This is a genomic window from Bacillus sp. JK62 (genome assembly GCF_053663455.1).
This window is the reverse complement of record NZ_JBSJQA010000003.1, coordinates 128077-154055: the sequence shown is the minus strand read 5'-3', so window position 1 is coordinate 154055 and position 25979 is coordinate 128077. Positions and strand designations below refer to the sequence as shown.

28 protein-coding genes are annotated in these 25979 nt (G+C 46.9%); 14 read left to right on the top strand and 14 right to left on the bottom strand.

From position 1 onward, the window contains the following. Positions 1-34: 34 nt before the first annotated feature. On the top strand, positions 35-1324 hold the full coding sequence (locus ACWJJ4_RS10335; protein ID WP_003155211.1) for a cation:dicarboxylate symporter family transporter: 1290 nt from the start codon (positions 35-37) through the stop codon (positions 1322-1324). A gap of 40 nt (positions 1325-1364) precedes the next feature. Here ACWJJ4_RS10335 and ACWJJ4_RS10330 read toward each other — a convergent pair whose 3' ends face one another. After that, positions 1365-2396, bottom strand: a complete 1032-nt coding sequence (locus ACWJJ4_RS10330) for a M42 family metallopeptidase (protein ID WP_015388474.1) — start codon at positions 2394-2396, stop codon at positions 1365-1367. A 131-nt stretch (positions 2397-2527) separates the two neighbouring features. Between ACWJJ4_RS10330 and ACWJJ4_RS10325 the strand changes: the two genes are divergently transcribed. Beyond that, the gene (locus ACWJJ4_RS10325; protein WP_052585646.1) at positions 2528-2734 is read left to right on the top strand and encodes a hypothetical protein; all 207 of its coding nucleotides are present in this window, start codon (positions 2528-2530) and stop codon (positions 2732-2734) included. A gap of 137 nt (positions 2735-2871) precedes the next feature. Beyond that, positions 2872-3849 carry a beta-ketoacyl-ACP synthase III FabHB gene (gene fabHB, locus ACWJJ4_RS10320; RefSeq protein WP_003155217.1) on the top strand — a complete coding sequence of 326 codons (978 nt, stop codon included), beginning with the start codon at positions 2872-2874 and terminating at the stop codon, positions 3847-3849. Between the two features lie 50 nt (positions 3850-3899). Here fabHB and ACWJJ4_RS10315 read toward each other — a convergent pair whose 3' ends face one another. The 6 genes from ACWJJ4_RS10315 to ACWJJ4_RS10290 form a co-directional block, all read right to left on the bottom strand. Next, complete coding sequence (locus tag ACWJJ4_RS10315) at positions 3900-6233, bottom strand: YhgE/Pip domain-containing protein (RefSeq protein ID WP_033574487.1); 2334 nt, start codon at positions 6231-6233, stop codon at positions 3900-3902. Between the two features lie 74 nt (positions 6234-6307). Then, positions 6308-6880, bottom strand: a complete 573-nt coding sequence (locus ACWJJ4_RS10310) for a TetR/AcrR family transcriptional regulator (protein ID WP_032874350.1) — start codon at positions 6878-6880, stop codon at positions 6308-6310. A 147-nt stretch (positions 6881-7027) separates the two neighbouring features. Further along, positions 7028-8461, bottom strand: a complete 1434-nt coding sequence (gene hemY, locus ACWJJ4_RS10305) for a protoporphyrinogen oxidase (RefSeq protein WP_003155220.1) — start codon at positions 8459-8461, stop codon at positions 7028-7030. A gap of 27 nt (positions 8462-8488) precedes the next feature. Then, positions 8489-9424, bottom strand: coding sequence for a ferrochelatase (hemH, locus tag ACWJJ4_RS10300; RefSeq protein ID WP_058906681.1), 936 nt, complete (start codon positions 9422-9424; stop codon positions 8489-8491). 75 nt (positions 9425-9499) lie between these two features. Beyond that, on the bottom strand, positions 9500-10561 hold the full coding sequence (gene hemE / locus ACWJJ4_RS10295; protein ID WP_032875175.1) for a uroporphyrinogen decarboxylase: 1062 nt from the start codon (positions 10559-10561) through the stop codon (positions 9500-9502). Positions 10562-10684: 123 nt separating this feature from the next. Beyond that, positions 10685-12826, bottom strand: coding sequence for a transglycosylase domain-containing protein (locus tag ACWJJ4_RS10290; protein ID WP_102421691.1), 2142 nt, complete (start codon positions 12824-12826; stop codon positions 10685-10687). A 122-nt stretch (positions 12827-12948) separates the two neighbouring features. On the opposite strand from ACWJJ4_RS10290, the gene hmoB reads away from it, so the two are divergent. The 3 genes from hmoB to ACWJJ4_RS10275 all read left to right on the top strand — a co-directional run bounded on the left by hmoB (position 12949) and on the right by ACWJJ4_RS10275 (position 16209). Continuing rightward, positions 12949-13449 (top strand): heme-degrading oxygenase HmoB, encoded by a 501-nt coding sequence (gene hmoB, locus ACWJJ4_RS10285; RefSeq protein WP_003155224.1) that lies wholly within the window; start codon positions 12949-12951, stop codon positions 13447-13449. 118 nt (positions 13450-13567) lie between these two features. After that, the gene (locus ACWJJ4_RS10280) at positions 13568-14953 is read left to right on the top strand and encodes a hypothetical protein (RefSeq protein WP_369614349.1); all 1386 of its coding nucleotides are present in this window, start codon (positions 13568-13570) and stop codon (positions 14951-14953) included. Positions 14954-15021: 68 nt separating this feature from the next. After that, positions 15022-16209: a M20 family metallopeptidase gene (locus ACWJJ4_RS10275; protein WP_058906678.1), complete on the top strand. Its 1188-nt coding sequence runs from the start codon at positions 15022-15024 to the stop codon at positions 16207-16209. A gap of 20 nt (positions 16210-16229) precedes the next feature. Here ACWJJ4_RS10275 and ACWJJ4_RS10270 read toward each other — a convergent pair whose 3' ends face one another. From ACWJJ4_RS10270 to ecsA, 3 genes are read right to left on the bottom strand one after another with little or no spacing between them, the layout of a single operon-like run. Then, positions 16230-16934 (bottom strand): EcsC family protein, encoded by a 705-nt coding sequence (locus ACWJJ4_RS10270; protein WP_025649550.1) that lies wholly within the window; start codon positions 16932-16934, stop codon positions 16230-16232. Between the two features lie 42 nt (positions 16935-16976). Continuing rightward, positions 16977-18203, bottom strand: a complete 1227-nt coding sequence (locus ACWJJ4_RS10265) for an ABC transporter permease (protein WP_040238339.1) — start codon at positions 18201-18203, stop codon at positions 16977-16979. After that, the gene (ecsA, locus tag ACWJJ4_RS10260; RefSeq protein WP_003155231.1) at positions 18196-18939 is read right to left on the bottom strand and encodes an ABC transporter ATP-binding protein EcsA; all 744 of its coding nucleotides are present in this window, start codon (positions 18937-18939) and stop codon (positions 18196-18198) included. Before ecsA ends, ACWJJ4_RS10265 begins: the two co-directional genes overlap by 8 nt. Positions 18940-19429: 490 nt before the next feature. On the opposite strand from ecsA, the gene ACWJJ4_RS10255 reads away from it, so the two are divergent. From ACWJJ4_RS10255 to ACWJJ4_RS10245, 3 genes are all read left to right on the top strand, one after another. Next, complete coding sequence (locus tag ACWJJ4_RS10255; protein ID WP_007409220.1) at positions 19430-19867, top strand: HIT family protein; 438 nt, start codon at positions 19430-19432, stop codon at positions 19865-19867. A gap of 136 nt (positions 19868-20003) precedes the next feature. Next, on the top strand, positions 20004-21083 hold the full coding sequence (gene serC / locus ACWJJ4_RS10250) for a 3-phosphoserine/phosphohydroxythreonine transaminase (protein WP_454021632.1): 1080 nt from the start codon (positions 20004-20006) through the stop codon (positions 21081-21083). A gap of 120 nt (positions 21084-21203) precedes the next feature. Beyond that, positions 21204-21722, top strand: coding sequence for a tryptophan transporter (locus ACWJJ4_RS10245; protein ID WP_003155234.1), 519 nt, complete (start codon positions 21204-21206; stop codon positions 21720-21722). 57 nt (positions 21723-21779) lie between these two features. Here the strand turns inward: ACWJJ4_RS10245 and ACWJJ4_RS10240 are convergent, their stop codons facing one another. Beyond that, entirely contained in the window at positions 21780-21971 is a 192-nt protein-coding gene (locus ACWJJ4_RS10240; RefSeq protein WP_003155235.1) for a hypothetical protein, read from the bottom strand. A 117-nt stretch (positions 21972-22088) separates the two neighbouring features. Here ACWJJ4_RS10240 and ACWJJ4_RS10235 point away from each other — a divergent pair, with 117 nt between their 5' ends. Both ACWJJ4_RS10235 and ACWJJ4_RS10230 read left to right on the top strand, forming a co-directional pair. Then, positions 22089-22445 carry a YtxH domain-containing protein gene (locus ACWJJ4_RS10235; protein ID WP_007409224.1) on the top strand — a complete coding sequence of 119 codons (357 nt, stop codon included), beginning with the start codon at positions 22089-22091 and terminating at the stop codon, positions 22443-22445. A gap of 179 nt (positions 22446-22624) precedes the next feature. Then, positions 22625-23236, top strand: coding sequence for an HTH-type transcriptional regulator Hpr (locus tag ACWJJ4_RS10230; protein WP_454021631.1), 612 nt, complete (start codon positions 22625-22627; stop codon positions 23234-23236). Here ACWJJ4_RS10230 and ACWJJ4_RS10225 read toward each other — a convergent pair. Further along, positions 23233-23574, bottom strand: a complete 342-nt coding sequence (locus ACWJJ4_RS10225) for a YhaI family protein (protein ID WP_003155243.1) — start codon at positions 23572-23574, stop codon at positions 23233-23235. The two genes, ACWJJ4_RS10230 and ACWJJ4_RS10225, sit on opposite strands and share 4 nt — an antisense overlap. Positions 23575-23785: 211 nt before the next feature. On the opposite strand from ACWJJ4_RS10225, the gene ACWJJ4_RS10220 reads away from it, so the two are divergent. Both ACWJJ4_RS10220 and ACWJJ4_RS10215 read left to right on the top strand, forming a co-directional pair. Further along, on the top strand, positions 23786-24316 hold the full coding sequence (locus ACWJJ4_RS10220) for a DUF3267 domain-containing protein (protein WP_007409225.1): 531 nt from the start codon (positions 23786-23788) through the stop codon (positions 24314-24316). 60 nt (positions 24317-24376) lie between these two features. Further along, entirely contained in the window at positions 24377-24595 is a 219-nt protein-coding gene (locus tag ACWJJ4_RS10215) for a hypothetical protein (RefSeq protein WP_003155245.1), read from the top strand. A gap of 56 nt (positions 24596-24651) precedes the next feature. Here the strand turns inward: ACWJJ4_RS10215 and yhzE2 are convergent, their stop codons facing one another. Beyond that, complete coding sequence (gene yhzE2 / locus ACWJJ4_RS10210) at positions 24652-24738, bottom strand: sporulation protein YhzE2 (RefSeq protein ID WP_003155248.1); 87 nt, start codon at positions 24736-24738, stop codon at positions 24652-24654. Between the two features lie 124 nt (positions 24739-24862). Continuing rightward, positions 24863-24949, bottom strand: coding sequence for a sporulation protein YhzE1 (gene yhzE1 / locus ACWJJ4_RS10205; protein WP_017417375.1), 87 nt, complete (start codon positions 24947-24949; stop codon positions 24863-24865). A gap of 158 nt (positions 24950-25107) precedes the next feature. Between yhzE1 and ACWJJ4_RS10200 the strand changes: the two genes are divergently transcribed. After that, positions 25108-25959, top strand: coding sequence for a peptidylprolyl isomerase (locus tag ACWJJ4_RS10200; protein WP_101562859.1), 852 nt, complete (start codon positions 25108-25110; stop codon positions 25957-25959). The last annotated feature ends 20 nt before the right edge of the window (positions 25960-25979 follow it).

The window sequence follows — 25979 nt, the reverse complement described above, 5'->3', positions numbered from 1 at the left end:
TACTTATTGCACTTTTTTCTTCGGGAGGTAATCTATGAAAAAATTACGCTTTGGACTAGCGACGCAAATTTTCGTCGGACTCATACTAGGGGTTGTAGTCGGTGTCATCTGGTACGGCAATCCCGCCATTCCAACATATTTACAGCCTATCGGCGATTTGTTTTTACGCTTAATCAAAATGATAGTGATTCCAATTGTCGTCTCCAGCTTAATCATCGGCGTTGCCGGCGCGGGAAGCGGAAAACAAGTCGGAAAATTAGGCTTCAAAACGATTTTGTATTTTGAGATCATTACCACTTTTGCCATTATTCTCGGGCTGGCTTTGGCGAATCTGTTTCATCCGGGAACAGGCGTTAATATACATGAAGCTCAAAAGACAGATATCAGTCAATATGTTGAAACAGAAAAAGAACAAAATAACAAATCTATCGCAGACACATTCCTGCATATCGTACCGACAAACTTCTTCCAATCATTAGCCGAAGGAGATCTGCTTGCCATCATCTGCTTTACCGTGCTGTTTGCACTCGGCATCTCGGCAATCGGTGAAAAAGGAAAGCCTGTCTTGGCCTTCTTTGAAGGTGTTTCTCATGCGATGTTCCATGTTGTGAACCTCGTCATGAAAGTTGCGCCGTTTGGTGTTTTTGCGTTGATTGGTGTTACCGTTTCCAAATTTGGGCTCAGTTCCCTGCTTTCACTCGGTAAACTGGTCGGTTTAGTGTATGTAGCTTTGGCTTTCTTTCTCATTGTTGTATTCGGAATCGTCGGAAAGCTTGCCGGAGTAAACATTTTCAAATTCCTCGCCTATATGAAGGATGAAATTTTATTAGCGTTCAGTACGTCAAGCTCCGAAACCGTACTCCCCCGCGTTATGGAAAAAATGGAGAAAATCGGCTGTCCGAAAGGTATTGTTTCCTTTGTTGTGCCGATCGGATATACCTTTAACTTAGACGGATCTGTGCTGTACCAATCTATCGCCGCTTTATTCCTCGCTCAGGTATACCACATTGACTTGTCCATTTGGCAGCAGATTACCCTTGTGCTTGTCTTGATGGTCACTTCCAAAGGAATGGCTGCCGTGCCCGGGACTTCTTTCGTCGTCCTGCTTGCGACATTAGGCGCATTCAACATTCCTGCAGAAGGCCTTGCATTCATCGCCGGTGTTGACCGGATTATGGACATGGCCCGCACGGTCGTCAATCTGACCGGAAACGCGCTGGCATCCGTTGTGATGTCAAAATGGGAAGGCCAGTATGATCCCGTTAAAGGCGCGAAGGTCATGAGCCTCGCCAAAACAGAACAAAACACAACCATTTCAGGTTAAAATGAAAACCCTGCACGGAATGATTTCCGCGCAGGGTTTTTTATGCCATCGGCGATAGAACGTACCGGTGCAAAAGCTTCGCCGTATTAAGAAGCGATAATTCATGCGTGCGTTCAAAAGCGTGTGAAGCGTCAATTCCCGGGCCGATCAGCCCGTGAACGATGTCATGGCCCGAACGGATGGCTGCTGAGGCATCAGAACCGTAATACGGATAAATATCAAGCTGATAATCAATGCCATAGCGCTCCGCAAGCCCGGCCAGATGTTTTCTGAGCTGATAATGGTACGGTCCGCTCGCATCCTTCACGCAAATGGAGACGGTATATTCATCCGTAGACTGGCCGTCGCCGATCGCTCCCATATCAACAGCCAAGTATTCGACGGTCTCAGGAGGAATGTTGGAATTGCCGCCGTAGCCGATTTCTTCATTATTAGAAATCAGAAAATGCGTCGTATACGGAAGTTCGATTTTCTCTTCCGTGATGCGGCGGATTAAATTCAAGAGCAGAGCCACGCTCGCTTTGTCATCAAGATGCCGGGACTTAATAAAGCCGCTCGGCGTAATCTGCACGCGCGGGTCAAATGAGATGAAATCGCCGACCCTGATGCCGAGATCGGACGTCTCTTCCTTCGTCCGGACAGGCTCATCAAGGCGGACTTCCATATTCTCCTGATTCCGCTCTGCCTTGCCGGCGTCCTTGTAGACGTGCACTGAAGTCTGATGCATTAAGATGGTGCCTGTATAGGTTTTGCCGGAAGAAGTTTGGATCTCGCAATATTCCCCTTCAATCGAGTGATATCGGAAGCCGCCGATCAAGTCAATCTTCAGCCGGCCGTCCGACTTTATTTCCTTTACCATCGCGCCGAGCGTATCGACATGCGCCGTCAGCAATCTGTGTTTCTTGTCATCACGGCCGGGAATTGTGACAAAAAGACCGCCTTTGCGGTTTCTGTAAGAGGAGACGCCCCATTCTTTTAAAAGACTTTCTGTATAGGCGATAACCTCGTATGTATTGCCCGTCGGACTCGGAATCGACACCAATTCTTTAATCAGTTCCATCGTATGTTTCATATTTTCCACAGGTCATTCCTCCTATCAATTTTATTCTTCTTAAAATATACTCTTTTGATCCATAACCCGTCCAATCTTTTCCTGCTCTTTTTTCATAGAATGAAGGGAGCATGAGCATAGGAGGGAAATGTATGATCAGCCGTAAACCGCACAAGCGGAAAAGGTTTCATAATGATTGGTTTGAGGATTGGTTTGAGGATGATTGGTCTGGTGCAGCCTTCTGGTGCTGTAAAAAAGAAAAAGATCACTGTAAAAAGAAAAAAGAAGACCCTTGTAAAAAGAAGAAAGACAAAAAGAAGCATCATCATTCATGCCGCCGCTGCTGCCGTCATTGGTAATCGTTCACACAAGCCCGTTTTACAAATAAAATTCTCATGCTCCCCAAACAGCGGATGCTGCTTGGGTTTTTTTATTAAAATTAGTACCAAGTAATAATATCAGGTGTTATAATCTGATATAAAGGAGTGATTTTTTCATGTCAAAATCTAAAATTACAGCAATCGGTACATATGCTCCGGCACGCCGATTAACAAACGCGGATTTGGAGCGCATCGTCGATACATCTGATGAATGGATCGTCCAGCGCACCGGTATGAAGGAAAGACGCATTGCCGGCGAACATGAATTCACATCGGATTTGTGTGTGGAAGCGGTGAAAAACCTTGCAGAACGATACAGCGGAACTCTTGATGATGTCGATATGATTCTTGTCGCCACAACGACGGCGGACTATGCGTTTCCAAGCACCGCGGCACGCGTGCAGGCTTACTTCGGCTGGCCGCACACAGGAGCGCTTGATATTAACGCCACATGCGCCGGACTCACTTACGGCCTTCAGCTCGCAGACGCATTAATTACCGCCGGTTCCCATCAAAAAGTGATTGTCATTGCCGGTGAAACATTATCAAAGGTAACGGATTATACTGACCGGACGACCTGCGTTCTTTTCGGAGATGCTGCAGGCGCCCTATTGGTGGAACGCGACGAATCAGCGCCGGGCTTTTTGGCAGCCGTGCAAGGAACAGCGGGAGGAAGCGCGGACGTGCTGTATCGCACGGGACTGAGCGCAGAATTAAACGGCGAGCCGCTTAAAGGCGGAGGAAATATGGTGCAAAACGGGCGCGAAGTATATAAATGGGCGGCCAGAACCGTGCCTGAGGAATGCAATGCCCTTTTAGAAAAAGCCGGCTTTTCAAAAGACGATCTGGATTGGTTCGTTCCTCACAGCGCCAACATGCGGATGATCGAATCCATCTGTGAAAAACTGCCTTTCCCGCTTGAACGGACATTGACAAGCGTTGAATATTACGGCAACACTTCATCGGTTTCTATTATTCTCGCTTTGGATGAAGCTGTGAAAGCAAAAAAACTGTCGGAAGGCCAGACGCTGGTATTGTTCGGGTTCGGCGGCGGATTGACGTATACCGGACTGTTGGTGAGATGGGGATTTTAATCGAAATCAAAAAAAAGAGGCCCTGAGCATCTGCTCAGCGCCTCTTTTTCTTATGCTGTTATTTCTTCTTCCGTTTTGTGTTCTTTTTTGCTTTGCACCGTAAAATACACGATGGTCAGCGCGATCATGACAACGGCGATGCCCAACAGAATGGATGCCTGCTGCCACATATAGCCGTAATCGCCATTTGAAATGACGGCACGGAACCCGTTGATGCTGTAAGTCATCGGCAGTGCCCCGTGAATCACTTGATAGAATCCCGGCAGGAGTTCAAGCGGGAAGGTTCCTCCGCTTGCCCCAAGCTGAAGCACCAGAATGATGACAGCGATAAAGCGTCCCGGATTTCCCATCGTTGTCGCCAATAATTGAATCATCGACAGGAACGCGATGCTGGTAATCATCGTAAAGAGATAGAATCTCCAAGTGCTTTCCACATCAAGCCCGATTCCTTTTAACAGAACCGTGGCGACTATTACGGATTGAATCAGTCCGACGAGCAGAATGACGCTGAATTTGCTGAGGAACCATTCAAAACCGTTTCTCGGACGCCCTGAAGCTTCACTCAGAGGGAATACGACCGTCAGCATCAATCCGCCGACATACAAGCCCATAGAGAGAATATAAGGCGTCAGTCCGGTACCGTAGTTAGGCACGGAATGAATCGCGTTATCGTCCGTTTTTACCGGATCGGCAAACATGCTGTACGTTTTGTCATCTGTCTTAATGTCCCCGGTTTGATCAGCCGCATCTTTCAGCTGGCTGGACAATTGTCCGGTGCCGTCTAAAAGTTTGCTTAAACCGGTGCCGAGAGACGCTTGACCCTGCTCAATTTTGGACGAGCCGTCATGGATTTTGTTTTGCGCGTCCAGCAGTTTCGTTAAGCCGCCAGACACCTGGCCGCTCCCTGACACTAACGCTTCTGATCCTGATTTAAGCTGTCCGAACTTGCTGTTGTATTCGCCGATACCGGCCGTTAATTTGTTTTGGCTTTCAAAGACGGTCTGCGCTCCGCTGTACAATTTATCAGTTCCAGCCGTCAGCTGGTTAATTGCGTCTTGTACCGCCGCCGCGCCGTTATACAGTTTCGATGTGGACTGAGGCAGTGCTTTCAGCTGATCAGCCTTCGCTTTTACATCTGCCAGCGCGCTTTTTATGACTGACATATCCGGAAGCTGGATATCTCCGCCGGACGGAAGCTGGCTGACGATATTGTCTAAATCCGGAAGGTCGGCCTTCGGAAGCTTCTCATTCAGAAGCTGAACAAGTTTCGCTTTTTGCTCATCCGTTAAGAAATCACTGTCCTTAATCACCTTTTTGACCGCGTCATCCCGGGCATCCAGGCTGTTTTTCAGATCAGAAAGCTTTTTCTTAAACTGCTGCAATTCCTTTTCAGTCTGCTCAAGCTCCCCAACCGCTTTTTCAATATCTGAGAGGTTGACTGAATTGATCGCATCTTCAAATGCCGCCGCTTTTTGCGACACTTCCTGCGCCTTGCTGTTTAACGCACTTAATCCATTCGTTAAATCCGGAAGCTTTTGCTGGAGCTGCTTTTGTGCGTCAAGGCTCGTTTTCAGCCCGCTGGCCACTTGGCCTCCTCCTGAAGCAATCTGTCCTGATTTATCTTGAATTTCGGCGCTTGCGCTCTGAAGTTTTGCGATAGAGCTGTCAAGCGTTTGAATTCCGCTTGTCACTTTCGCCGCTCCGTCTGCAAGCTGCTGCGTTTTATCGCCGATGGTGGCGGTGCTTTCAGTAAGCTTCGCTAAATTTTCCTTCAGCTTGGCGCTGCCGTCTTTCGCGTTTTTCGTGCCGTCGTCTATTTTCTTGGCGCCGCTGCTGGCTTTGCCGAGTCCTTTGGCAATATCTTTAAAATTGTCAAAAATGACTTTTGCGTATTGCTCCGTCACTTCTTTCGACACGGAGGCTTTCAGCTTGTCGATCGCCTTTTCTCCGATTGTCGCGCCGACATAGTTTGATCCGGCATTCGTATGATATTTCAGATCCAGCTTCTTCGGATTTTTATCCATTACCGTGCTGGCGTTTTTAGAAAAATCTTCAGGAATCTCGACCAATAAATAATATTTAGCATTTAATAAGTCCTTTAACGATTGATCAAGATCGCTTGAAAAATGCCAATCAAAATTATCATTTTTCTTTAACTCTTTCACAAGATCGTCACCGATCTGAAGATGTTTCCCTTCGTAGTCCGCCCCTTTATCCTGGTTGACAACGACAACCGGCAGCTGATCCACCGTGCCGTACGGGTCCCAGTACGCCTTCAAAAACACTCCGCTGTAGATCAGCGGAACGAATAATATGGCAATGATGGGGATTAACAGTTTCTTGTTCGTTACAATGTCTTTCCACTGGCTTTTTATTGTATTCAACCCTGTTGCCTCCTTCCGCAAACTGACTCATTTGACAAAACGGTCACGGCACCTAAAAAGTGAAGGATCATCTATTATTTAGATAATCCTTGACCAACATACATTTCCAGCAATTCGGCGATGGTCTCTTTTTCAAGAGGCGGATGGTTTTTTTCCCAGTCAAATATCAGCGCGATGTAGAGCTTGAGCATCACAAAAGCGGTCAGTTCCGGATCACACGGTTTAATGCTTCCGTTTTCAATGGCTGTTTCTATCTTTTCTTTAATGTATGACAGAATGGCCCGCTCCATTTTCGCAATGACATCCTGAACGGCTATTGTACCAATCTCAGCGTTCTCCTGAAAAATTTTAATAGTCAGCTGGTGTGTTTTTCTGAATTCCAAAATCGCGATAAGCGCCCGGTGAACATTTTCGTGAAATGAAAGCTCCGGTTTCATCGCTTCGTCTGCGTGTTCCTTCATTTCTCTTAAAATAGTGGTGAAAATATCATCAAACAGTTCTTCTTTGTTTTTGAAAAACGTGTAGATGGTTCCCTTCCCCACATTTGCAAGCTTTGCCACCAGATCCATTGTTGTTGCTTTGTAGCCGAATTGTGTAAAAGACTTCGTTGCCGCTTCCAGAATGAGCTTTTTCCGATCGACGGACATGTTTCCCACCTCGTTAAATTGACCGTTTGAACGTTTTAGTCATTTTGTACATAAGATAACTTATCACAGTCGCAAAGAAGATTCAAATGTTTTTTCTCTTTATTGGTGTTCCCTTTACAGAACGGGAACATGCAAAAAACCTCCGTTTCACGATAACGGAGGCTGGTACGTTTCAAATAAATAAGCCAGTGAATCATATACGGCGGCTTTTCCCTGGTCGATACAGTCGGGGATGCCTACCCCTTCGAAAGACGCGCCCGTCGCGTATACGCCCGGATAGGAAGCTTTCAGCGCATCTCTGAACTCTTTGATGCGCTCCTTATGGCCGACATGGTATTGCGGCATGCTTTCATTCCAGCGGGTCACACAGGTCATTTCCGGTTCGCCATTTATTTTCATTACTTTTTTCAAATCTTCCATTACGATTTTAATGATCTCGTTATCTGAAAGATCTACGATGGATTCATCTCCGGCCTTTCCGACGTACGCCCTGAGAAGCGTTTTGCCCTCCGGCGCCGCGTGCGGCCATTTTTTATTCGTCCATGTGCAGGCCGTGATGGAGAAATCGCTGTTTCTTGAGATAACGAATCCCGTACCTTCATGCTCCATCTTGACGGCTCCCTCAGGAAAACCTAAGGCGACGTTGGCAACGGACGTAGAATGCATGTCTTTGAGACATGAAACCGCCGGCAGATCAGAAAGCATTTTCGCCGCGGCTTTATGCGGCGCTGTCACAATGCATCCTTCCGCATAGAGCACTTTGCCGTTATCAAGCGTCACGGAATATCCCTTCTCCTCGCGGCCGATATGGGTGACTTTCGTTCCTTTCATCACCTTTGTCAGCGTAAGCTGCTTTTCCAGCTCCTCCACCAACGTTTGAAGCCCTGTCGTCAGCGTTAAAAACTGGCCCTGCTTTTTGGCCGTCAGCTGCTGTCCCGAAGGCTGCGGACGTGATTTTTTCATACCGAGAATCAGGCTTCTGTGCTTTTGCTCAGTCTGATAGAATTGCGGAAACGTGGACATGAGGCTCAGCTTATCAATATCTCCGGCATAAATCCCTGATAATAGCGGTTCTATTAAATTCTCAACGACTTCGTCACCGACGCGTCTGCGGAAAAATTCACCCAGAGACTGATCTTCCTTCGGTTTGCTCGCAGGCAGGACAAAGTCAAGCGCCGCCCGCGCTTTTCCGGGAACAGAAAATAAACCGGTGGAGATGAACGGAGCGATTTTGGTCGGAATGCCCATCACCGCGCCCTTCGGCATCGGATGAAGCGTCTCATTGACGAGCACGTAAGACTGGCCGGTCGCATTGTTGACGAGCAGATGCTCAAGCCCCAAATCCTTGACGAGCTGCGGCGCGCTTTTTTTCCTTTCCAAAAAAGAATCCGGCCCCCGCTCAATGATGTAGCCGTCTTTATGCGCCGTCTGAATTTTGCCGCCCGCTCTCGGGCCCGCTTCGATCAGGGTGACCTCAAGCGGCAGCTGTTTTTCCTTGATTTCTTTTTCCATGTAGAAGGCGGCGGCTAATCCCGTTATGCCGCCGCCGATGATGACCAGATGTTTTTTATCGCCACTCATTTTTATCGCCTTCTTTACCGTTTAATTCTATTTGTCCAGCTCTTTCAGCACGACCGCTGCAAGCGCGTCGATAAATTCAGGCTGTGCGTTCGGCATGGCCGGACGATAGTAGCTTGCGCCGACTTCTTCGGTCACAGCTTTGCATTCATAATCATTATCGTAAAGCACCTCTAAATGATCGGCAACGAAGCCTGCGGGCACGTATACAAATGCTTTATAAGGATGCTTTTGATACAGCTCGCGCGTGAGATCCTGCACATCCGGCCCCAGCCACGGATCAGGGGTGTTCCCTTCGCTTTGCCAGCCGACTGCGTAATCGGTAATTCCGGCGCCTTCGGCAATCAGTTTTGCGGATTTCTCCAGCTGGTCAGGATACGGATCGCCGTATTCTTTAATTTTTTCAGGAAGGCTGTGCGCTGAGACGATCAGCATCGCGTCATCCCGTTCTTCTTTCGGCATTGACTCATACGTTTTTTTCACCTGGCCGACCCAATAATCAACGAATTTCGGTTCATCATACCAGCTTTCAACAGACTTGATGGTCAAGCCGCCGAGCTTCTCCGCTTCTTCTTTCGCGCGTTTGTTGTATGACTGGACGCTGAATGTTGAAAAATGAGGGGCGAGCACAAGGCTGACAGCTTCTGTAATGCCGTCTTTATGCATGTCCGCCACCGCGTCTTCAATAAACGGTTCAATATGTTTTAATCCGATGTACACTTTGAATGTTACGTCGTCCTGGATTTCATTTAAACGCTGTGCGAGCTTCTCCGCCTGCTCCTGCGTGATTTTTGCCAGCGGAGAAATGCCTCCGATCGCTTCATATCTGTCTTTTAAATCTTGAAGCATGTGCGGCTCAGGCTTTCTTCCGCGTCTGATATGTGTATAATAGCGTTCTATGTCTTCTTCTTTGTAAGGCGTTCCGTAAGCCATGACGAGAAGTCCCATTTTCTTTTTGCTGCTCATTTAGTTAAACACCTCTTTTGATGGTCTGTCTACCTTGATTTTGACAGGAAAATCTTCTTATAACCAACGATCTGCTCAGGAAGATTGTTCCGTTTTTTGGGCCGCGGAGTATTCATGTACAAACGCCGTCAGCTTTTTCAGCGTTGCCGGATTGACATCAGGGAATACGCCGTGCCCTAAATTGAAAATAAACCCGTCCGTTTTCATGCCTTGATCAAGTATCGCTTTCGCTTTTTTCTCGATGACTTCCCAAGGCGCAAGAAGAAGCGACGGATCAAGATTGCCCTGAACCGTTTTTGTAATGCCTTGTTTTCTGGCGTCATCTATGCCGAGTCTCCAATCAAGACCGACGACATCAAGAGGAAGGTCATGCCAATCCCCGGCCAGGTGGCTTGCGCCTACGCCGAACATGATCAGCGGAACTTGCTCTGCTGAAAGCTCCCGGAATATTCTGTCCATCACCGGTTTTATAAACTGCCGGTAATCTTCGCGGTTCAGCGCGCCGACCCATGAATCAAAAATCTGAATGGCTTTTGCGCCGGCATTAATCTGCGCTTTTACATAAACGATAATCATGTCCGCCAGCTTGTCCATCAGCATTTGCCACGCTTGCGGCATACTGTGCATAAACGCTTTTGTTTTGTTGTAATTTTTAGAAGGTCCGCCTTCAATCATATAACTGGCCAGCGTAAAAGGCGCTCCCGAAAAACCGATGAGCGGAACATTCAGCTGTTCGTTTACGAGTAATCGGATCGTTTCCAGCACGTAAGGAACATCCTGTTCGGGATTCAGTTCGCCGAGCTTTTCAATATCCGCAGCAGAGCGCACCGGCTGATCGATCACCGGGCCGATTCCGTTTTTTATTTCAACATCCACTCCGATATAAGGAAGAGGCGTCATAATATCTTTATATAAAATGGCAGCGTCCACTCCGTACTGCTCGACCGGGAGCCTCGTCACATACGCGCACAGCTCGGGCTGATGCGTAATTTCGACTAAGCCGTACTTTTCTTTCAGCTTGCGGTATTCCGGCTGAGACCTCCCCGCCTGTCTCATGTACCAGACAGGGACGTGATTTGTTTTTTCTCCCCGTGCCGCTTTTAAAAACGTATCATTAAACGCTTCTCGTTTACTCATCTGAATTTCCACCTTTCCTCCTGCAACCATACGTTCGTGTTCTTCGCCCATTACACTATACCTTGTTTTTTCTGAATGGTATAGAATTGAGGCTTAATGTTCAAAAAATCGCCGAATTCATGATTAAGAAGAAAAAAGCTTCGGCTGAACGTATTCCGTTCCCTCTCCTTCTTGATTCGTCTGTGAATTATATGGAACGACTTTGTATGAAGCCCCTGAAAACAGATTGGCGTACGGTATGTCAAAGCCGCCTTTTCCTTTCACCGAATCCAGAAGCTTGTCTTTTCCGTCTTTCTTCTCATATATTCGGTAAACAACCCGATCATCCTTTTGAATATCCCATTTTAATTGAACCGTAATCAGTCCCATCGCCTTAAATGTATAACGGGCCGACAGGGATTTTACCGCCTCCAGCTCAATCGGGCTGCCCAGTTCCTTCACATTTTCAGGCTTTTTGAATGTCCGGCCGTTTTCACCCGCTTTTGTGACGATATCTTTAAAGAGTCTGACCGGGTACTGGCTGCCGCCTTTCAGGTAATGGGTTTTATCCGTTTTGTCATAGCCCATCCAGACGGCTCCCGTCAGTCCGGGAGTGTATCCCGCAAACCAGGCGTCCTTTGTCGCGCCGGGGATGCCGGTAAATGTGGTCGTGCCGGTTTTCCCCGCCAGGTCACCTTGATAGCTGCCTTGTGAAGCGGTTCCTTCTTTTACAACCTGCTGAAGCATTCTCGTCATATTCCATGCCGTCTGTCCGCTGAAGACGCGCGTTTTGCCATTTTTAGGCCCGGATAACGTTTCTCCGTCTTCGTCTGTGATGTTCTCTATAAAAAATGGCTTCGTATACATTCCGTTTGCCGCAAAGGTATGATAAGCTCCGGCAAGCTGAAGCGGAGTGACGCCTTCAGACAGACCGCCCAGCGCAATCGCGAGTCCGTTGTCAGAAATGTTCATGCCGTTTTTCTCAAGATACGATTTTCCCGTATCCACGCCGATCTGCTTCAATGTCCAGACAGCGGGCGCATTTATGCTGTAAGTGATCGCATCCTGCATCGTCACTTCCCCCTTGTACTGTCCGTCATAATTTTTCGGTTTATACCCGTCGTAGGACGTCAGTTTGTCTTGGAGAAGCGAATACGGTTTGAACTTGTCTTCCTGCATGGCGGGCCCGTATACGGCAATCGGCTTAAACGTTGAGCCCGGCTGCCGCTTCGCCGTAACCCTGTTGTATCCTTTTGCCACATAGTCGCGTCCGCCGACCGCCGCGCGCACGCCTCCGGTTTTATTATCAATAAAGACGGCGCTTCCCTCTGCCGCCTGATCCGTCCCCGGAAAATAGCCGCTTTCCTTCATGAGGGTATATGCCGTTTTCTGCAGCTTGGAATCAAGTGACGTCCGGATCGTATAGCCGCCTTGAAGCAGCTGTTCTCCTGACATCGAATAACGGTCTTCCGCCTCCTTGATGACAAGATCGATATAACTGTCAAACCAAGGCGTTTCTGATGTTTTCTTGACATTAAGCCCCAATGTCCGGCCCTGGGCTCTGACGGCTTCCTTGGCGCTGATATAGCCTTGATCGTTCATCATTGCAAGAATCGTATCGCGGCGTTCTTTATTTTTATCCGGATGCTGAATCGGCGAATAAAGAGATGGCGCCTTCGGAATCGCTGCCAGAACGGCTCCTTCTGCAACGGTTAAATCTTTTACTTCTTTATTAAAGTAGTAGTGGGACGCGGCTTGAATGCCGTAAACGCCATGGCCGAAATAAAGCTGGTTCAGGTACATTTCAAGCAGCTTGTCCTTGCTGTAATCACGCTCAAGATTGATGGCGATAATGACTTCCTTCGTCTTGCGCAAAAATGTTTTATCATGAGTCAGAAAAATGTTTTTCGCCAGCTGCTGGGTGATCGTGCTTCCGCCCTCCACCTTGCCGCCTGCTAAAACGTCCCGGAACACCGCCCGGCCGACAGACTTCACATCAATGCCGTGATGTTCGTAAAACCGTTTATCTTCAACGGCGATAAAGGCATCTCTCACATCTTCCGGAACCTGCTGAATGGATACCGGCTCGCGATTTTCCGTATAGAGGCTCGCGATTTCATCACCGTTTTGATCGACGATTTTTGAAGATGCGTGCAGTATTAATTTCTTTTCATCGATGACATAATGGCCGAGAAATATAATGATAATGTATCCGATTAACGCGAGAAAAGCGGTTGCCGCCGCAATTACAGCCGGAATAAAGAATCTTTTTTTCTTTTTCAGCATAAGTCACCTCGCCTTTCTTAACTTGTAGTATGGGAAATATTGTTTCGAATTATGTCAGAATGAGTCGCCAATAGAAACTTATACCACTCTTTTGATATACTAGCAAGCAGGAGGTGGCTGATATGAAGGTTTATATTACATACGGGACAGCCGATTTTTTAAAGACGATTGCCAAGAAACACCCGAGTGAGAATATGGTGCTGATGCAAGGGGAGGATAATGCGGTTTTAATTCATGAAACAAATGGAGAAACCGTTTTTCAGGCGCCCCATTCCTATGAAAGCATCGACAGCGTCGGGGAAATCAAAAATCCGGGCTACGCCGTCCTCAACAACATCGCCGTTACCCAGGAAGGCCGTCCGCTGTTTGAAAACCGGTTTAAAAACCGCGCCGGCAAAGTGGAAAATGAACCCGGTTTTAAAGCCATCCGCGTATTAAGACCGCTCGAAGGCGATACGTATGTCATTTTGACCTTGTGGGAAGAGGAAAAAGCCTTTCAGGATTGGCAGCAGTCAAACTCTTATCAGGAAGCTCATAAAAAACGCGGAACATCTGCCGGTATCGACACGACGTCTATTTTTTCCCGTCCGTCTTATGTAACCGCTTATTACGCAATAGACTAAAAAACCGCCGGAGATTCTCCGGCTTTTTTGATGTCCCGATTTTACGCATCCTTCTTTGCACCTTCCGCCCGCCTATGAATACCCTGTAGCAATCCTATTTATAAACGGAGTGGTTCAATTGGGGATCGGCGTCTACTCGGTACATCTGCTTTATGTTGCTTTTATCGCGGCCATTATCGTTTTTATGCTTCTCAGAAAAGATACAACCTTTATTTCACTCGCCGGCATTTTTGTGATTGCGCTATGGACGACGCATTCATTCTCCGCTTCGGTCAGCAGCCTGTTTCACAGCTTTACGTATGCCGCCGGAGAATTGCTGCCGACGATTTTTATCATTTGTTTTATCGTGGCGATGAGCGGCATTTTGACCAAAACCGGTATTAATGAAGCGATGATTTCTCCGTTTGCAAAGCTGATGAAAGGGCCGGCTGTCGCGTATTGGGTTATCGGCTGTCTGATGTTTGCCATCTCTCTTTTTTTCTGGCCCTCACCCGGGGTGGCGCTGATCGGCGCTGTGCTGCTTCCCGCAGCGATCCGGGCGGGCCTTTCTCCGATCGCTGCGGCTATGGCGATGAACCTGTTCGGCCACGGATTCGCTTTATCGGGGGATTACGTCATTCAGGCGGCCCCGAAATTAACGGCCGATGCCGCGGGCATCCCAGTGAGCGATGTCATGCAGGCAAGTATTCCGCTCGTTTTGATCATGGGGTTAACGACGACAATCACCGCTTTCTTCCTCATCATGCGGGATCGAAAAAAAACGAAGGCCCCCCTCTCCTTGGACAGCTCCGGTTCTTTGGACACAAGTATGTATCTGCCGAAAAAACTCAGGGTGATCCTGGCGGTTTTCATTCCGCTTGTTTTTCTCGCCGATATTATCTGCATGATCGTATACCGCCTCCAAGGAAACGATGCGACGGCACTCGTCGGAGGAACCGCGATCGGCATTCTCCTGATCATTCATTTCATTGTATATAAAGAGCGGCATTTAGAAAAGATCACCGAGTATTTTATCGGCGGTTTTCAATTCGGCTTTAAAGTATTCGGCCCCGTCATTCCGATCGCGGCCTTCTTTTATCTCGGTGACGCGGGGTTTAAAAATATTTTGAACACCCCGCTGCCGAAAGGGTCTGCGGGAATCGTCAATGACCTCGGACTGGCCCTGTCCCATTCTTTTCCGATGTCCGGAGAATTCGCCGGCATCGCCCTGGCCGCAGTCGGTGCGATTACCGGGCTCGACGGGTCTGGGTTTTCCGGTATATCTCTTGCAGGCTCGATGGCAAAGCTGTTTTCTGCCGCGCTTCATACGGACCCGGCCGTTTTAACGGCGCTGGGCCAGATTTCAGCGATCTGGGTCGGGGGCGGAACATTGGTCCCTTGGGCACTGATTCCCGCTGCGGCTATTTGTAAAGTTGACCCGTTTGAGCTTGCCAGGAAAAACTTTATCCCGGTTGCGGCCGGACTTATCGTCACGACGATCGCCGCCATCATCATTCTCCCGTAGCAAAAAGATTGAAATCTTCTGACATTTTCTATACAATCATGGGAAAAGCAAACGAGGGGGCATCGCTTTTGACGTTAACGACACTTCAAAAAAGCTTAAACGCTCAGCTTGACGGGCTGTATGAGGAAATGGTTGAAATCAGGCGTCACCTTCACATGAATCCCGAGCCATCCTTTAAGGAGAAAAAAACACCGGCGTTCATCGCCTCATTTTATGAAAAGCTCGGCGTCCCCATCCGGACGAATGTCGGGGGCAACGGTGTCACAGCCTGTATTGAAGGCGGTGAACCGGGACCGGTCGTGGCACTCAGAGCTGATTTTGACGCTTTGCCGATACAGGATGAAAAAGATGTGCCCTATGCTTCACAAATTCCCGGCGTCATGCACGCCTGCGGGCATGACGGCCATACGGCGGCTCTCCTCGCGGCCGGAAAAGTGCTGTACCGCAACCGGGAAAAACTGAAAGGGTCATTTGTGATGATCCACCAGCACGCTGAGGAATTATCTCCCGGCGGAGCAAAAGCAATGATTGAGGACGGCTGCCTCGAACATGTCGATGCCATTTTCGGCACACACCTATGGGCGACTGAACCCGTCGGAACGGTCTTATGCCGCCCGGGCCCAGTAATGGCCGCCGCTGACGGTTTTACGATTAAAGTCATCGGCAAAGGCGGCCACGGTGCGATCCCTCACGATACGAAAGACGCCGTTTTAATCGGCTCACAAATCGTCACGGCTCTTCAGCATATCGTCAGCCGGCGGGTAAATCCGGTGCAGCCGGCCGTCATCTCAGCCGGCTCGTTCACCGCTGAAAATCCGTTTAATGCGATTGCCGATCAGGCAGTCATATCAGGCACCGTCCGCTCATTTGACGAAAGTGTGCGCAGCCTGCTCGAAGCAGAAATAGAAGCCGTCGTAAAAGGAATCTGCTCCATGCACTCCGCTTCCTATGAATATCGTTTCAAACGCGGCTATCCCGCCGTCGTCAATCATCCTGAGGAAGCGGCGCACGCTGCGGCAGCCGCAGCGGAAACAGACGGCGTTACGAAAGTCGTTGAAGGAGAGCCGCAGATGGCGGGAGAGGATTTTTCCTATTATCTGCAGCATACAAAAGGCGCTTTTTTCTTTACGGGCGCCGCTTTAGAAAATGCGGAAACCATTTATCCTCATCACCACCCGAAATTTGATTTTAATGAAAAAGCGATGCTGACGGCCGCCAAGGTGCTTATCGGCGCCGCGGTAAGCTACCCCCGCTGACATAAAAAACAGCCGGTACATTACGTACCGGCTGTTGTGATTCTTAAATGAAAAACGTGCCTTGCCGTCTCACCGAGCTGTGACAGCAGTTTATAATTGGCCGCTCCGCCCACGGCGGCTCCGACGACCGGCAAAAGCTGAAACAATTTCACCACGTCCAGATAATCGCGGTATTCCTGCTGAAAAACTCTCCAATCGACATCATGCTTTTTCGAATCCCACTGTTCAATCATTGAGTATATGCGTTTCCGCTGTTCACCGCTTGAGAAAGCCAGCTGAAAAATAAACAGCAAGAACAATCGCTCATCCCTGTCTTTCACATCATAGCCGTAAATGGAGGCAAGATCGAACAGACATTTCATTTTAATGGATAGCAGCAAAGGAAAATCAGCCATCCCTAAAAAAATTCCGCCGGCCCCCGTACCGATACCTTCAGCTGCCGCGACCTTTTGGTACGATGCGATGGTTTGTCTGGCGAGGGCATCTTTTTCAGCAAGCGTCATACCGTTTGTATCCCGCTTGCTTTTCACCAGATTTGAACCCGCCATTGTTGCTTCGGTCATTTTTTTAATGCTTTCTGTGATGACGGCATGAATTTTATCGGGAATCCGCTCATTTATTTTCGCCTGCATTCCTTTAGAAAAGCGTTCAAGCATGGAATCTTTGCGCAAAAAACGCGCTTTCCATTGCAGTGCTTCCTGTATCAGCTGCTGATCGTCGGTCATCTGTGTCTCCTTCTTTCATTGAGGTTTCAAAAACCCGATTGATTACAGCTTGCCGTACTTTTTCAATCTTCCGCCCATATACGAAGGCATGATCACAAAAATCAGAACGGCTGAAGCAACGGCCGCATACAGCGCCCCGCTGACTCCCGCGGCATAGGCTGACGCTGCGCAGAACAGCAGCGCCTGCACGGTTAATGCCGATTTCATCAGCGAAAAGAAACTTTGCAGCTTCGCTTTCTGATTGACCGGGTAAAGCTCCTGCAGAGAAAGATGATGAAAATGCCCGAACAGCGGAAGAAGCTGTATCCCCGTAATAAAGACGGTAAATACGGTTAACGCCGCCGTGATCCACGGATTGGCGGAAACGAGCATAATAATCAGGATAAAAATAATCGTGAGCCTGACCTGAATGCCGAGATAATCATTTGAACGCAGAAAGGCCCGCGCATACATATAGGAGAACGTTTTCCGCTGCTCAAACGGAATCATTCTGAGCAAAAAGTCGAGATACGCACGGCGTTTTGCCTGTTTTTTCAGGTGAGGCACATCGGTAAACAGATTGGCGATTCTGTAAAACCGCTGCTTCCTTCTTAATTCATATTCAATATGAGCTTCCCATTTCAATGATTTATGTTTTGCGGCCGATGTGAAATACACATAAAGGCCGGCCATCACAATGTAGACGGCGGCAGCGTACACATAAAACGACTGTAAGACGAAGTATAAAAGCAGCATATTGCAGATAAAGCGTATGACCGCATCCATCATTTTCATGCTTCTGTCATTCATAAACGTCATCCGCCACTCCATGGCCTGATTCCACGCTTTTACCGCCAGCATCTGAATAAATACGGCGGCATACGACGCAAGCGACGCCCCCGGACTTACAGCGAAAAACAGAGGCATGCATACAAGCGACAGAGCAATAAGCGGAAACAGCTGTGACAGATAGCTGTACTTGAATGCATGCTTAAAGTAAGTCCCCATTTTCGGTTCAAGCGGCAGCAGAAACACGAGGTCCGCTTCCTTTAAAAGCGTCCGGACGTATGAACCGGTCAGCACAAATGAAAAGAGCACCGCCATCACCCAAAATGAGGGAAAATGAACGGGAATGTCTTTGACCCACTTGCTGTACCAGCTCGCCGCGCCGGCAATAAAAAAGATCAGCACAATGACGAGATGATCATTGAGCATATATTTCATATACATTCTGGTTTCCTTTATATGCTCTTCAAGCCGGGACTGCCAAATAGTAGACATATTATTCATGGCCGGCGTCTTCCTTCGTCAGTTCAATATACAAGTCATCAAGAGCTGCGTCTTTCATGCCGAACTGCTCTCTCAGTTCTTCCAGTGTGCCGCTTGCCCGCACTTCGCCGTTATGTAAAATAATGAAAGCGTCACAGTAGCGCTCTGCCGTAGCCAGGATATGCGTTGACATCAGCACGCTTGATCCGGCTTTTTTCGCGGCGTCCATCCGCTCCAGCAATGCATTGATCGCCAGCGGGTCAAGGCCGAGAAACGGCTCGTCAATGATATAAAGCGAAGGCTCCGCGAGAAACGCGCACATGATCATGACCTTCTGCTTCATCCCTTTGGAAAAGTGAGCGGGAAACCATTTCAGCCTTTTTTCCATTCTGAATTCTTTCAGAAGCGGAGGAAGCCTTTTTTCAAGCGTTTCTTTGGAAAGGCCGTACGCCATGGCCGTCAGCTCCAGATGCTCTTTGAGCGTCAGTTCTTCATACAGCACCGGCGTTTCGGGGATGTACGTAAATTGCGAGCGGTAGCTTTCCTTATCCTCCGAAAACGTCTTGCCGTTCAGCTCGATCGAGCCTTTATGCGGGTCCATTAATCCGATAATATGCCGGATCGTCGTGCTTTTGCCCGCGCCGTTTAATCCGATGAGTCCGACAATCTGGTTCGGCTCAAGGGTGAATGAAACATTTTTTAAGACCGGGTTTCTCGTATAACCGCCGGTTAAGTCTTTTACCGATAGCAGAGACATAATTTCTCCCCTTCTGATTCGTTTTTCTTCATAGTACCAAAAATAAAGTCTGATTTGAAACGATTCCCTTTTTTTCTCACGTGAAAAGCGTGCATAGTTATCGTTTTGGCGGACATCATAATGTATGTAGAAGGAAACAGCTTTAATCAACTGAAAATGAGGTGTTTATAAAAGACGTCTTAGAACAGTTGGATGAAAATCAACATGTCCTGTGCTTACAATTTCTTCACACACTGCTTTGATGATGTTCTTCATTCATGATGAAATAATCAAATGAGGTGTTTGTCCCAGGAATGATTAAGCAGACCCATAAGTCTTCATTTTAAAAACAAATGAGGTGCTTACAAAAGGCATATTTAATTTTCTGTGATAAAGCTCGTACTTCTGCATCAGGGTGAACGCGCAGCCGTTCATCCTGTTTTTTGTTTTGGCCGTTTTTGTGGTACGATGAGAATATACATATATTTCTTTTCAGGGAGGAAACCCATCTATGCACAAAGCGGACGATTGTATTTTCTGCAAAATCATTGCCGGTGACATTCCGTCTTCAAAAGTATACGAAAATGAACATGTTGTGGCGTTTCTTGATATCAGCCAGGTCACAAAAGGCCATACGCTCGTGATTCCGAAAACACATATTGAAAACGTGTACGAGTTTACGCCTGAGCTTTCTAAAGAATATTTTGAAGCGGTGCCGAAAATCGCACGCGCCATCCGCGATGAATTCGAGCCGATCGGGCTGAATATTCTCAATAACAACGGTGAAAAAGCGGGCCAATCGGTGTTCCATTTTCACATGCATATCATTCCGCGTTACGGAAAAGGCGACGGTTTCGGGGCTGTCTGGAAGACCCACGCCGAAGACTATACGCCTGACGATCTTCAGGAGATCGCTTCAACCGTCAGAAAACGGCTTGCCTCATCTTAAAGATGAGGTTTTTTTGCGTCCGGTAACACAAAAAACATAAAATTATATTTTTTCATATCAAAAAAATCAAAAAATTGTGATAGGATAATTGTATTATTTCTTACACTAAAGCGGAAAACAGGGAGAGATCGTAAACATGGAACGTACAACGAATTTCAATGCAGGACCCGCAGCCCTTCCACTGGATGTGCTGCAAAAAGCACAAAAAGAATTTGTCAACTTCAATGACACCGGCATGTCCGTCATGGAGCTGTCCCACCGGAGCAAAGAATATGATGCGGTGCATCAAAAAGCAAAAAGCCTTCTGAAAGAACTGATGGATATTCCCGACGATTATGATATTTTATTTCTTCAAGGCGGCGCAAGCCTTCAATTCTCCATGCTGCCGATGAACTTTTTAACGCCGGAGCAAACGGCGCACTTCATCGTAACGGGCGCATGGTCTGAAAAAGCGCTCGCCGAGGCGAAACTGTTCGGAAACACATCCGTCACGGCAACAAGCGCAGATTCAAACCATAACCACATACCGGAAGCGGACCTCACAGGAATCAAAGACGGCGCCTACCTGCATATTACGTCCAACAACACGATTTTCGGAACGCAGTGGAAAGAGTTCCCGAATTCACCGATCCCGCTCGTAGCCGACATGTCAAGCGACATCCTGAGCAGAAAAATTGATGTCAAAACGTTTGATGTCATCTATGGCGGCGCCCAGAAAAACCTCGGTCCGTCCGGCGTCACGGTCGTCATCATGAAAAAATCATGGCTTGAAAACGAAAACGCCAACGTCCCTAAAATTTTGAAATACTCCACTCATACAAAAGCCGATTCACTGTATAATACGCCGCCTACATTTGCGATTTATATGCTGAGCCTCGTCCTTGAATGGCTGGCTGAAAACGGAGGTGTCGAAGCGGCTGAACGGCGCAATCAGGAAAAGGCCGACGTCCTGTACGGCACAATCGACGCAAGCGGCGGGTTTTACGCGGGGCATGCCGCAAAAGACAGCCGTTCTCACATGAACGTCACATTCACCCTCCGCGACAGCAGTCTCACGAAAAAATTCGTTGAAGAAGCGAAAGCGGCTAAAATGACCGGACTCGGAGGCCACCGCTCAGTCGGAGGATGCAGGGCGTCTATCTACAACGCCTTCAGCCTGGCTGATTGTGAAAAACTGGCTCAGTTTATGAAAAAGTTCCAGCAGGAAAACGAATAAATTTCTTCTAACATAACAGTTCCTTTGATATACTGTTTGCATATCAATTTTTCCGGCCATCGCAATAAATGACGAGCATATTATTGGATGGCGAAAAAGCTTAGCAGAGGAGAGCTTAGTATGAAAACAAAAGAATTAGTCATTATGGCCCTGTTTGCGGCAATCGGAGCGGTGCTTCATTCCATTATGCCGCCGGTATTATTCGGAATGAAACCCGATATGATGCTTGTGATGATGTTTATGGGTATTCTGTTATTCCCCCGTGTGCAGAATGTGCTGATGATCGGGATTGTAACGGGAATCATTTCCGCACTCACGACATCTTTTCCGGGCGGACAGCTTCCGAATATCATTGAAAAACCGGTAACGGCGTTTCTGTTTCTCGCGCTGGCGCTTTTGGTGAAAAAGAGCGTAAAGACAGCGGCGGCCGCCGTCATTACGATAGCCGGCACCTTCATCTCCGGTTTGCTCTTTCTGGCGCTGGCCCTTCTGATTGTCGGCCTGCCGGGCGGATTCACCGCCTTGGTGCTCGCGGTCGTCCTTCCGGCGGCTGCGCTGAATGCGATCGCCATTATCATTATGCATCCGATTGTGCAGACGATCTTAAAACGGTCCAATATGATTGAAACGGTGAAATAACCGCATACCGAAACCTCTTCCGGCCGGAAGAGGTTTTTTAATGTGTTTCAGCATGTTTTATACGAGAAGTTTTGTGAAAAAGATAAGGAACAATGTGAGGGCGGTTCCTGCTGAGCAGACGATGGCCTTTTGGCGGACGACCCGCTTCGGCGGATAAGAAGCGGCCTGGCCGAGCAGTTTCAGGTAATAAACGGCGCCCGCCGCAAAGACAAGAGCCATACAAGATAAAACAATCATAAAGACAGACAACCTTCTCCCTCCTTTTCCCTTAAAAAATATGCTAAAATAAAGCAAGCTATGTATAGAAGTTTATTCTTCTGAACAAAAATGATAAAAGTTATGAGAAAAAAAACGGGGTGATTTCAAATGGCTGACGGACGTTCCCTTTTAACAGGCCTTTTCGTAGGCGGATTGATCGGAGGCGCAGCGGTGTTACTTTCGGCTCCTTCATCCGGAAAAGAGCTGCGGGGCAAAATCAAAGCAAATTGCAATTCAATTGAGGACACAATCAAACGGTTAAAAAAAGACGGAATGGCGCTTAAGGACCAGCTTGTCCAAACGGCGAAAGAAAGCGCAGAAGTCATTAAAGACGTAGGCGGAGAGCTTCAGACCAGCATTAAAAGGTGGCAGGAGGAAATCAAGCCGCACCAGCAGGATCTCCAAAAGGAAATCGCTGATATTGAAGAGAAAATCAGACAGCTGGAGAAAACCTTACAAAACTAATATCCTATACAACCAAAAAAAGTGCGGACATATTGCGTTCCGCACTTTTTTTTGCGGTTTAAAGCCTTTCCCAGCAACGGATGAAGAATTTATTATAAAATTCTTAAATTTTCATCTTTATTAATCTTTATTTTATTGGCATAATAGAGGAAAAGAAAATGTGAAGCAGGTGATCTGTATTGAATCGTGTTGAACCGCCTTACGATCTAAAAGAAGCTTTAATCTATACCCAAAAAATGGCGCAGCTGTCCAAAGCGCTCTGGAAATCTATCGAGAAAGACTGGCAGAACTGGCTGAAGCCGTACGACCTTAATATTAATGAGCATCATATATTATGGATTGCCTATCAGCTTAAAGGAGCTTCTATTTCAGAAATCGCCAAATTCGGCGTTATGCACGTATCAACTGCATTTAACTTTTCAAAAAAGCTTGAAGAACGGGGATATCTGAAATTTTCCAAGCGGCTGAATGATAAACGGAACACGTACATTCAGTTAACAGAAGAAGGGGAAAATGTATTCGAAAGCCTGCTTGAGGAGTTTGACCCGTCGAGAAACGCGGTGTTTAAAGGCTCACAGCCGATCTACCACTTATTCGGGAAGTTTCCGGAAGTTGAAGAATTAACCTGTGTCATCCGCCACATTTACGGCGAAGATTTTATGGAGATATTCGAGAAATCATTGACAAACATAAACAATGATTTTGATAGTGAAGACGGAAGGCTGAAGAAAAAAACGGACGAAGCGGCTGTCCATGAAACGGCTGAAGAGCTGGAACCGATCAACAGTTAATCAAAGTGCTTCATAATCTCAATAAATTCTTCCATCAGCGCTGTATAAAGCCCCTGCTCATACAGAGCAAAAATCGTTTCATGAACATCTAATTTTTCGTTCAGCTGTCCCGCAAAAAGCGCAAGGAGCTTGTCAAACGTCACAAAGCCTTGCGCTTTTTGCGACTCCAGCTCGTCCTCCAATTCGCGGCAGATCCGCCCGACCTCTTCTCCTTCTTCTTCGGTCAGCCCTTTTTCAATCATCATCGCATAAAAAGGGTACTTATCCATATCCACCGTTTTCACCAGCAATTGTATGTAATATTCTAAACGCCCGATACGCTGATCCATTGAATCCATCCGTTTCACTTCTTTCTATCTTTAATCTTATTTTAGCTGATAATGAATAGAGAAGAAAGGTTAAACCGTACATTTCCATGTTTCACCGAGCTCTTCTGTTCTTCCCTTTCCGGGGTTATTTTTTTTCTTTAAAAAAGGATTGATTTTTTCTCCTGAAGAGAGTAAATTATTTTGAGATTGTATTCCATCTTTGTACGGAAGGATGACTCTGATGAATTGCTGGAAAACCATTAATCTGATCAAAGATTATGGTGCGGTTCGTTTATTATTGACTGCTGTAGGTTTTATGATCCTGTTTTTTATATGCAACTTCTTGGCATTCGGGCTGCTGCGTCCGAATATCAGTTTAAGTGACGGGCACGTGTTTGCTTTTTGTGTTCTGCTCGTTGTTACTTTATTTGTACATAAAGTCATACATGTCCTGCCGATGATCTGTAAAAAAAGAAAAAAGGAAATGAAAATGTACTTCTTGCGGATGCCGACATGGAAAGGCATACCGAAAACGACGATGCTGATTTCTACGATCAGCCCGTTTTTATTCATTACGCCGTTATTGTTTTATGCCGGACTGGCATTTCCGAGACACGCTCATTACTTTTATATGATTTCGAGCATTCATGCGGGTTATTGCCTGCCTGATCTTCTGTTTGCGCTGCACCTGGTCAAAGCGCCCAAATCATGTCTGATTGACCAGGAATCCGACGGTTTTGATATATTAGTAAAAAAAGTGCCGGAGTCTTGATATCCCGCTGATTTTTCAGGTTACATTCTATCTTTTTTAATAAATATTTGGTAATGTAATATGGGAGCAGTTCAGAGAGAGGGGGAATCTCCCATCATTTTATTCTATTTTATCGTGGCTGCCCTGTTTATTCTTTATTTCATAAACAGGCTCACAAATACATTATGCCTTGTCAGAGAGATTCCTGAAGACCGGCAGGATAAGGTATTCCGTTTTATTAATGTATCTATTTTAATTTTACTGATCTCTTCATTCGTCGAGATCTCCTTTACTGTGTAAACAGGCAAAAAAATATGGCTGACGGAGGTCTGACCCCCGACAGCCATATTTTTTTCTTAATAAAGCCAAGAAGCGCCGATGATGATCAATAAGATGAACAGAACAACCAATAATGCAAAACCGCCTGCAAATACTTCACCCATCTCCAAAAGCACCTCCTACAAAACGTTTTATTTTTCCAATTACATCATATGCAATTTACTTCTGAAACGATTAGGCGCCCGGGTAAGAAAACGGACCGCTTTTAGAAAAAGCGATCCGTTTCGCTTAACAAATGTAAGCTGCACCTACGATGATAAGCAATATGAACAATACTACGAGCAGTGCGAAACCGTTTGAATATCCTCCGCCCATGGTTCATTACCTCCTTTTCATGATCAATATATTTGTATGTATCAGGAAAAAGTTTGACTAGACGAATGCCCTTTATTTAAAATCTTTTTACAGAAAGCCACAATATGTTATGATACGCATATGCAATTTAATTTGGATGATTAGGAGTGTTTAAAGGAATGAAGAAAATCGCGATAGCAGCTATTACGGCAACGAGCGTCCTGGCTCTCAGCGCTTGCAGCAGCGGCGACAACGACGTGATTGCCAAGACGGATGCCGGAAATGTAACAAAAGGCGAGCTCTACACGAATATGAAAAAAACCGCGGGCGCAAGTGTGCTGACACAGCTCGTACAAGAAAAAGTATTAGCAAAAAAATACAAAGTATCGGATAAAGAAATCGATAACAAGCTGAAAGAGTACAAAACGCAGCTCGGCGATCAGTACAGCGCCCTTAAACAGCAGTACGGCGAAGATTACCTGAAAGATCAGGTGAAGTACGAACTGCTTGCACAAAAAGCGGCGAAAGACAACATCAAAGTGACTGACTCTGATACGAAAGAATATTACGACGGCTTAAAAGGTAAAATCCGTGCGAGCCACATCCTTGTCGCTGACAAAAAGACAGCTGACGAAGTGGAGAAAAAGCTGAAAAAAGGCGAGAAGTTTGAAACGCTTGCGAAAGAATATTCAACTGACAACTCAAAAGACAACGGCGGCGACCTTGGCTGGTTCGATAAAAAGTCAATGGATGAAACATTCAGCAAAGCTGCATTCGGTCTGAAAGTCGGACAAGTCAGCGATCCGGTCAAAACAAAATTCGGTTATCATATCATCAAAAAGACAGAAGAACGCGGCAAATATGATGACATGAAAAAAGAACTGAAAGAAGAAGTTCTTAAACAGAAATTAAACGACAACTCAGCTGTACAGGCGGCAATTCAAAAAGTCATGAAAAAAGCTGACGTAAAAGTGGAAGACAAAGACTTAAAAGACACGTTTAACACTTCAACTTCTTCTGAATCTAAATAAAAAAACTGTGCGGGCTCTCG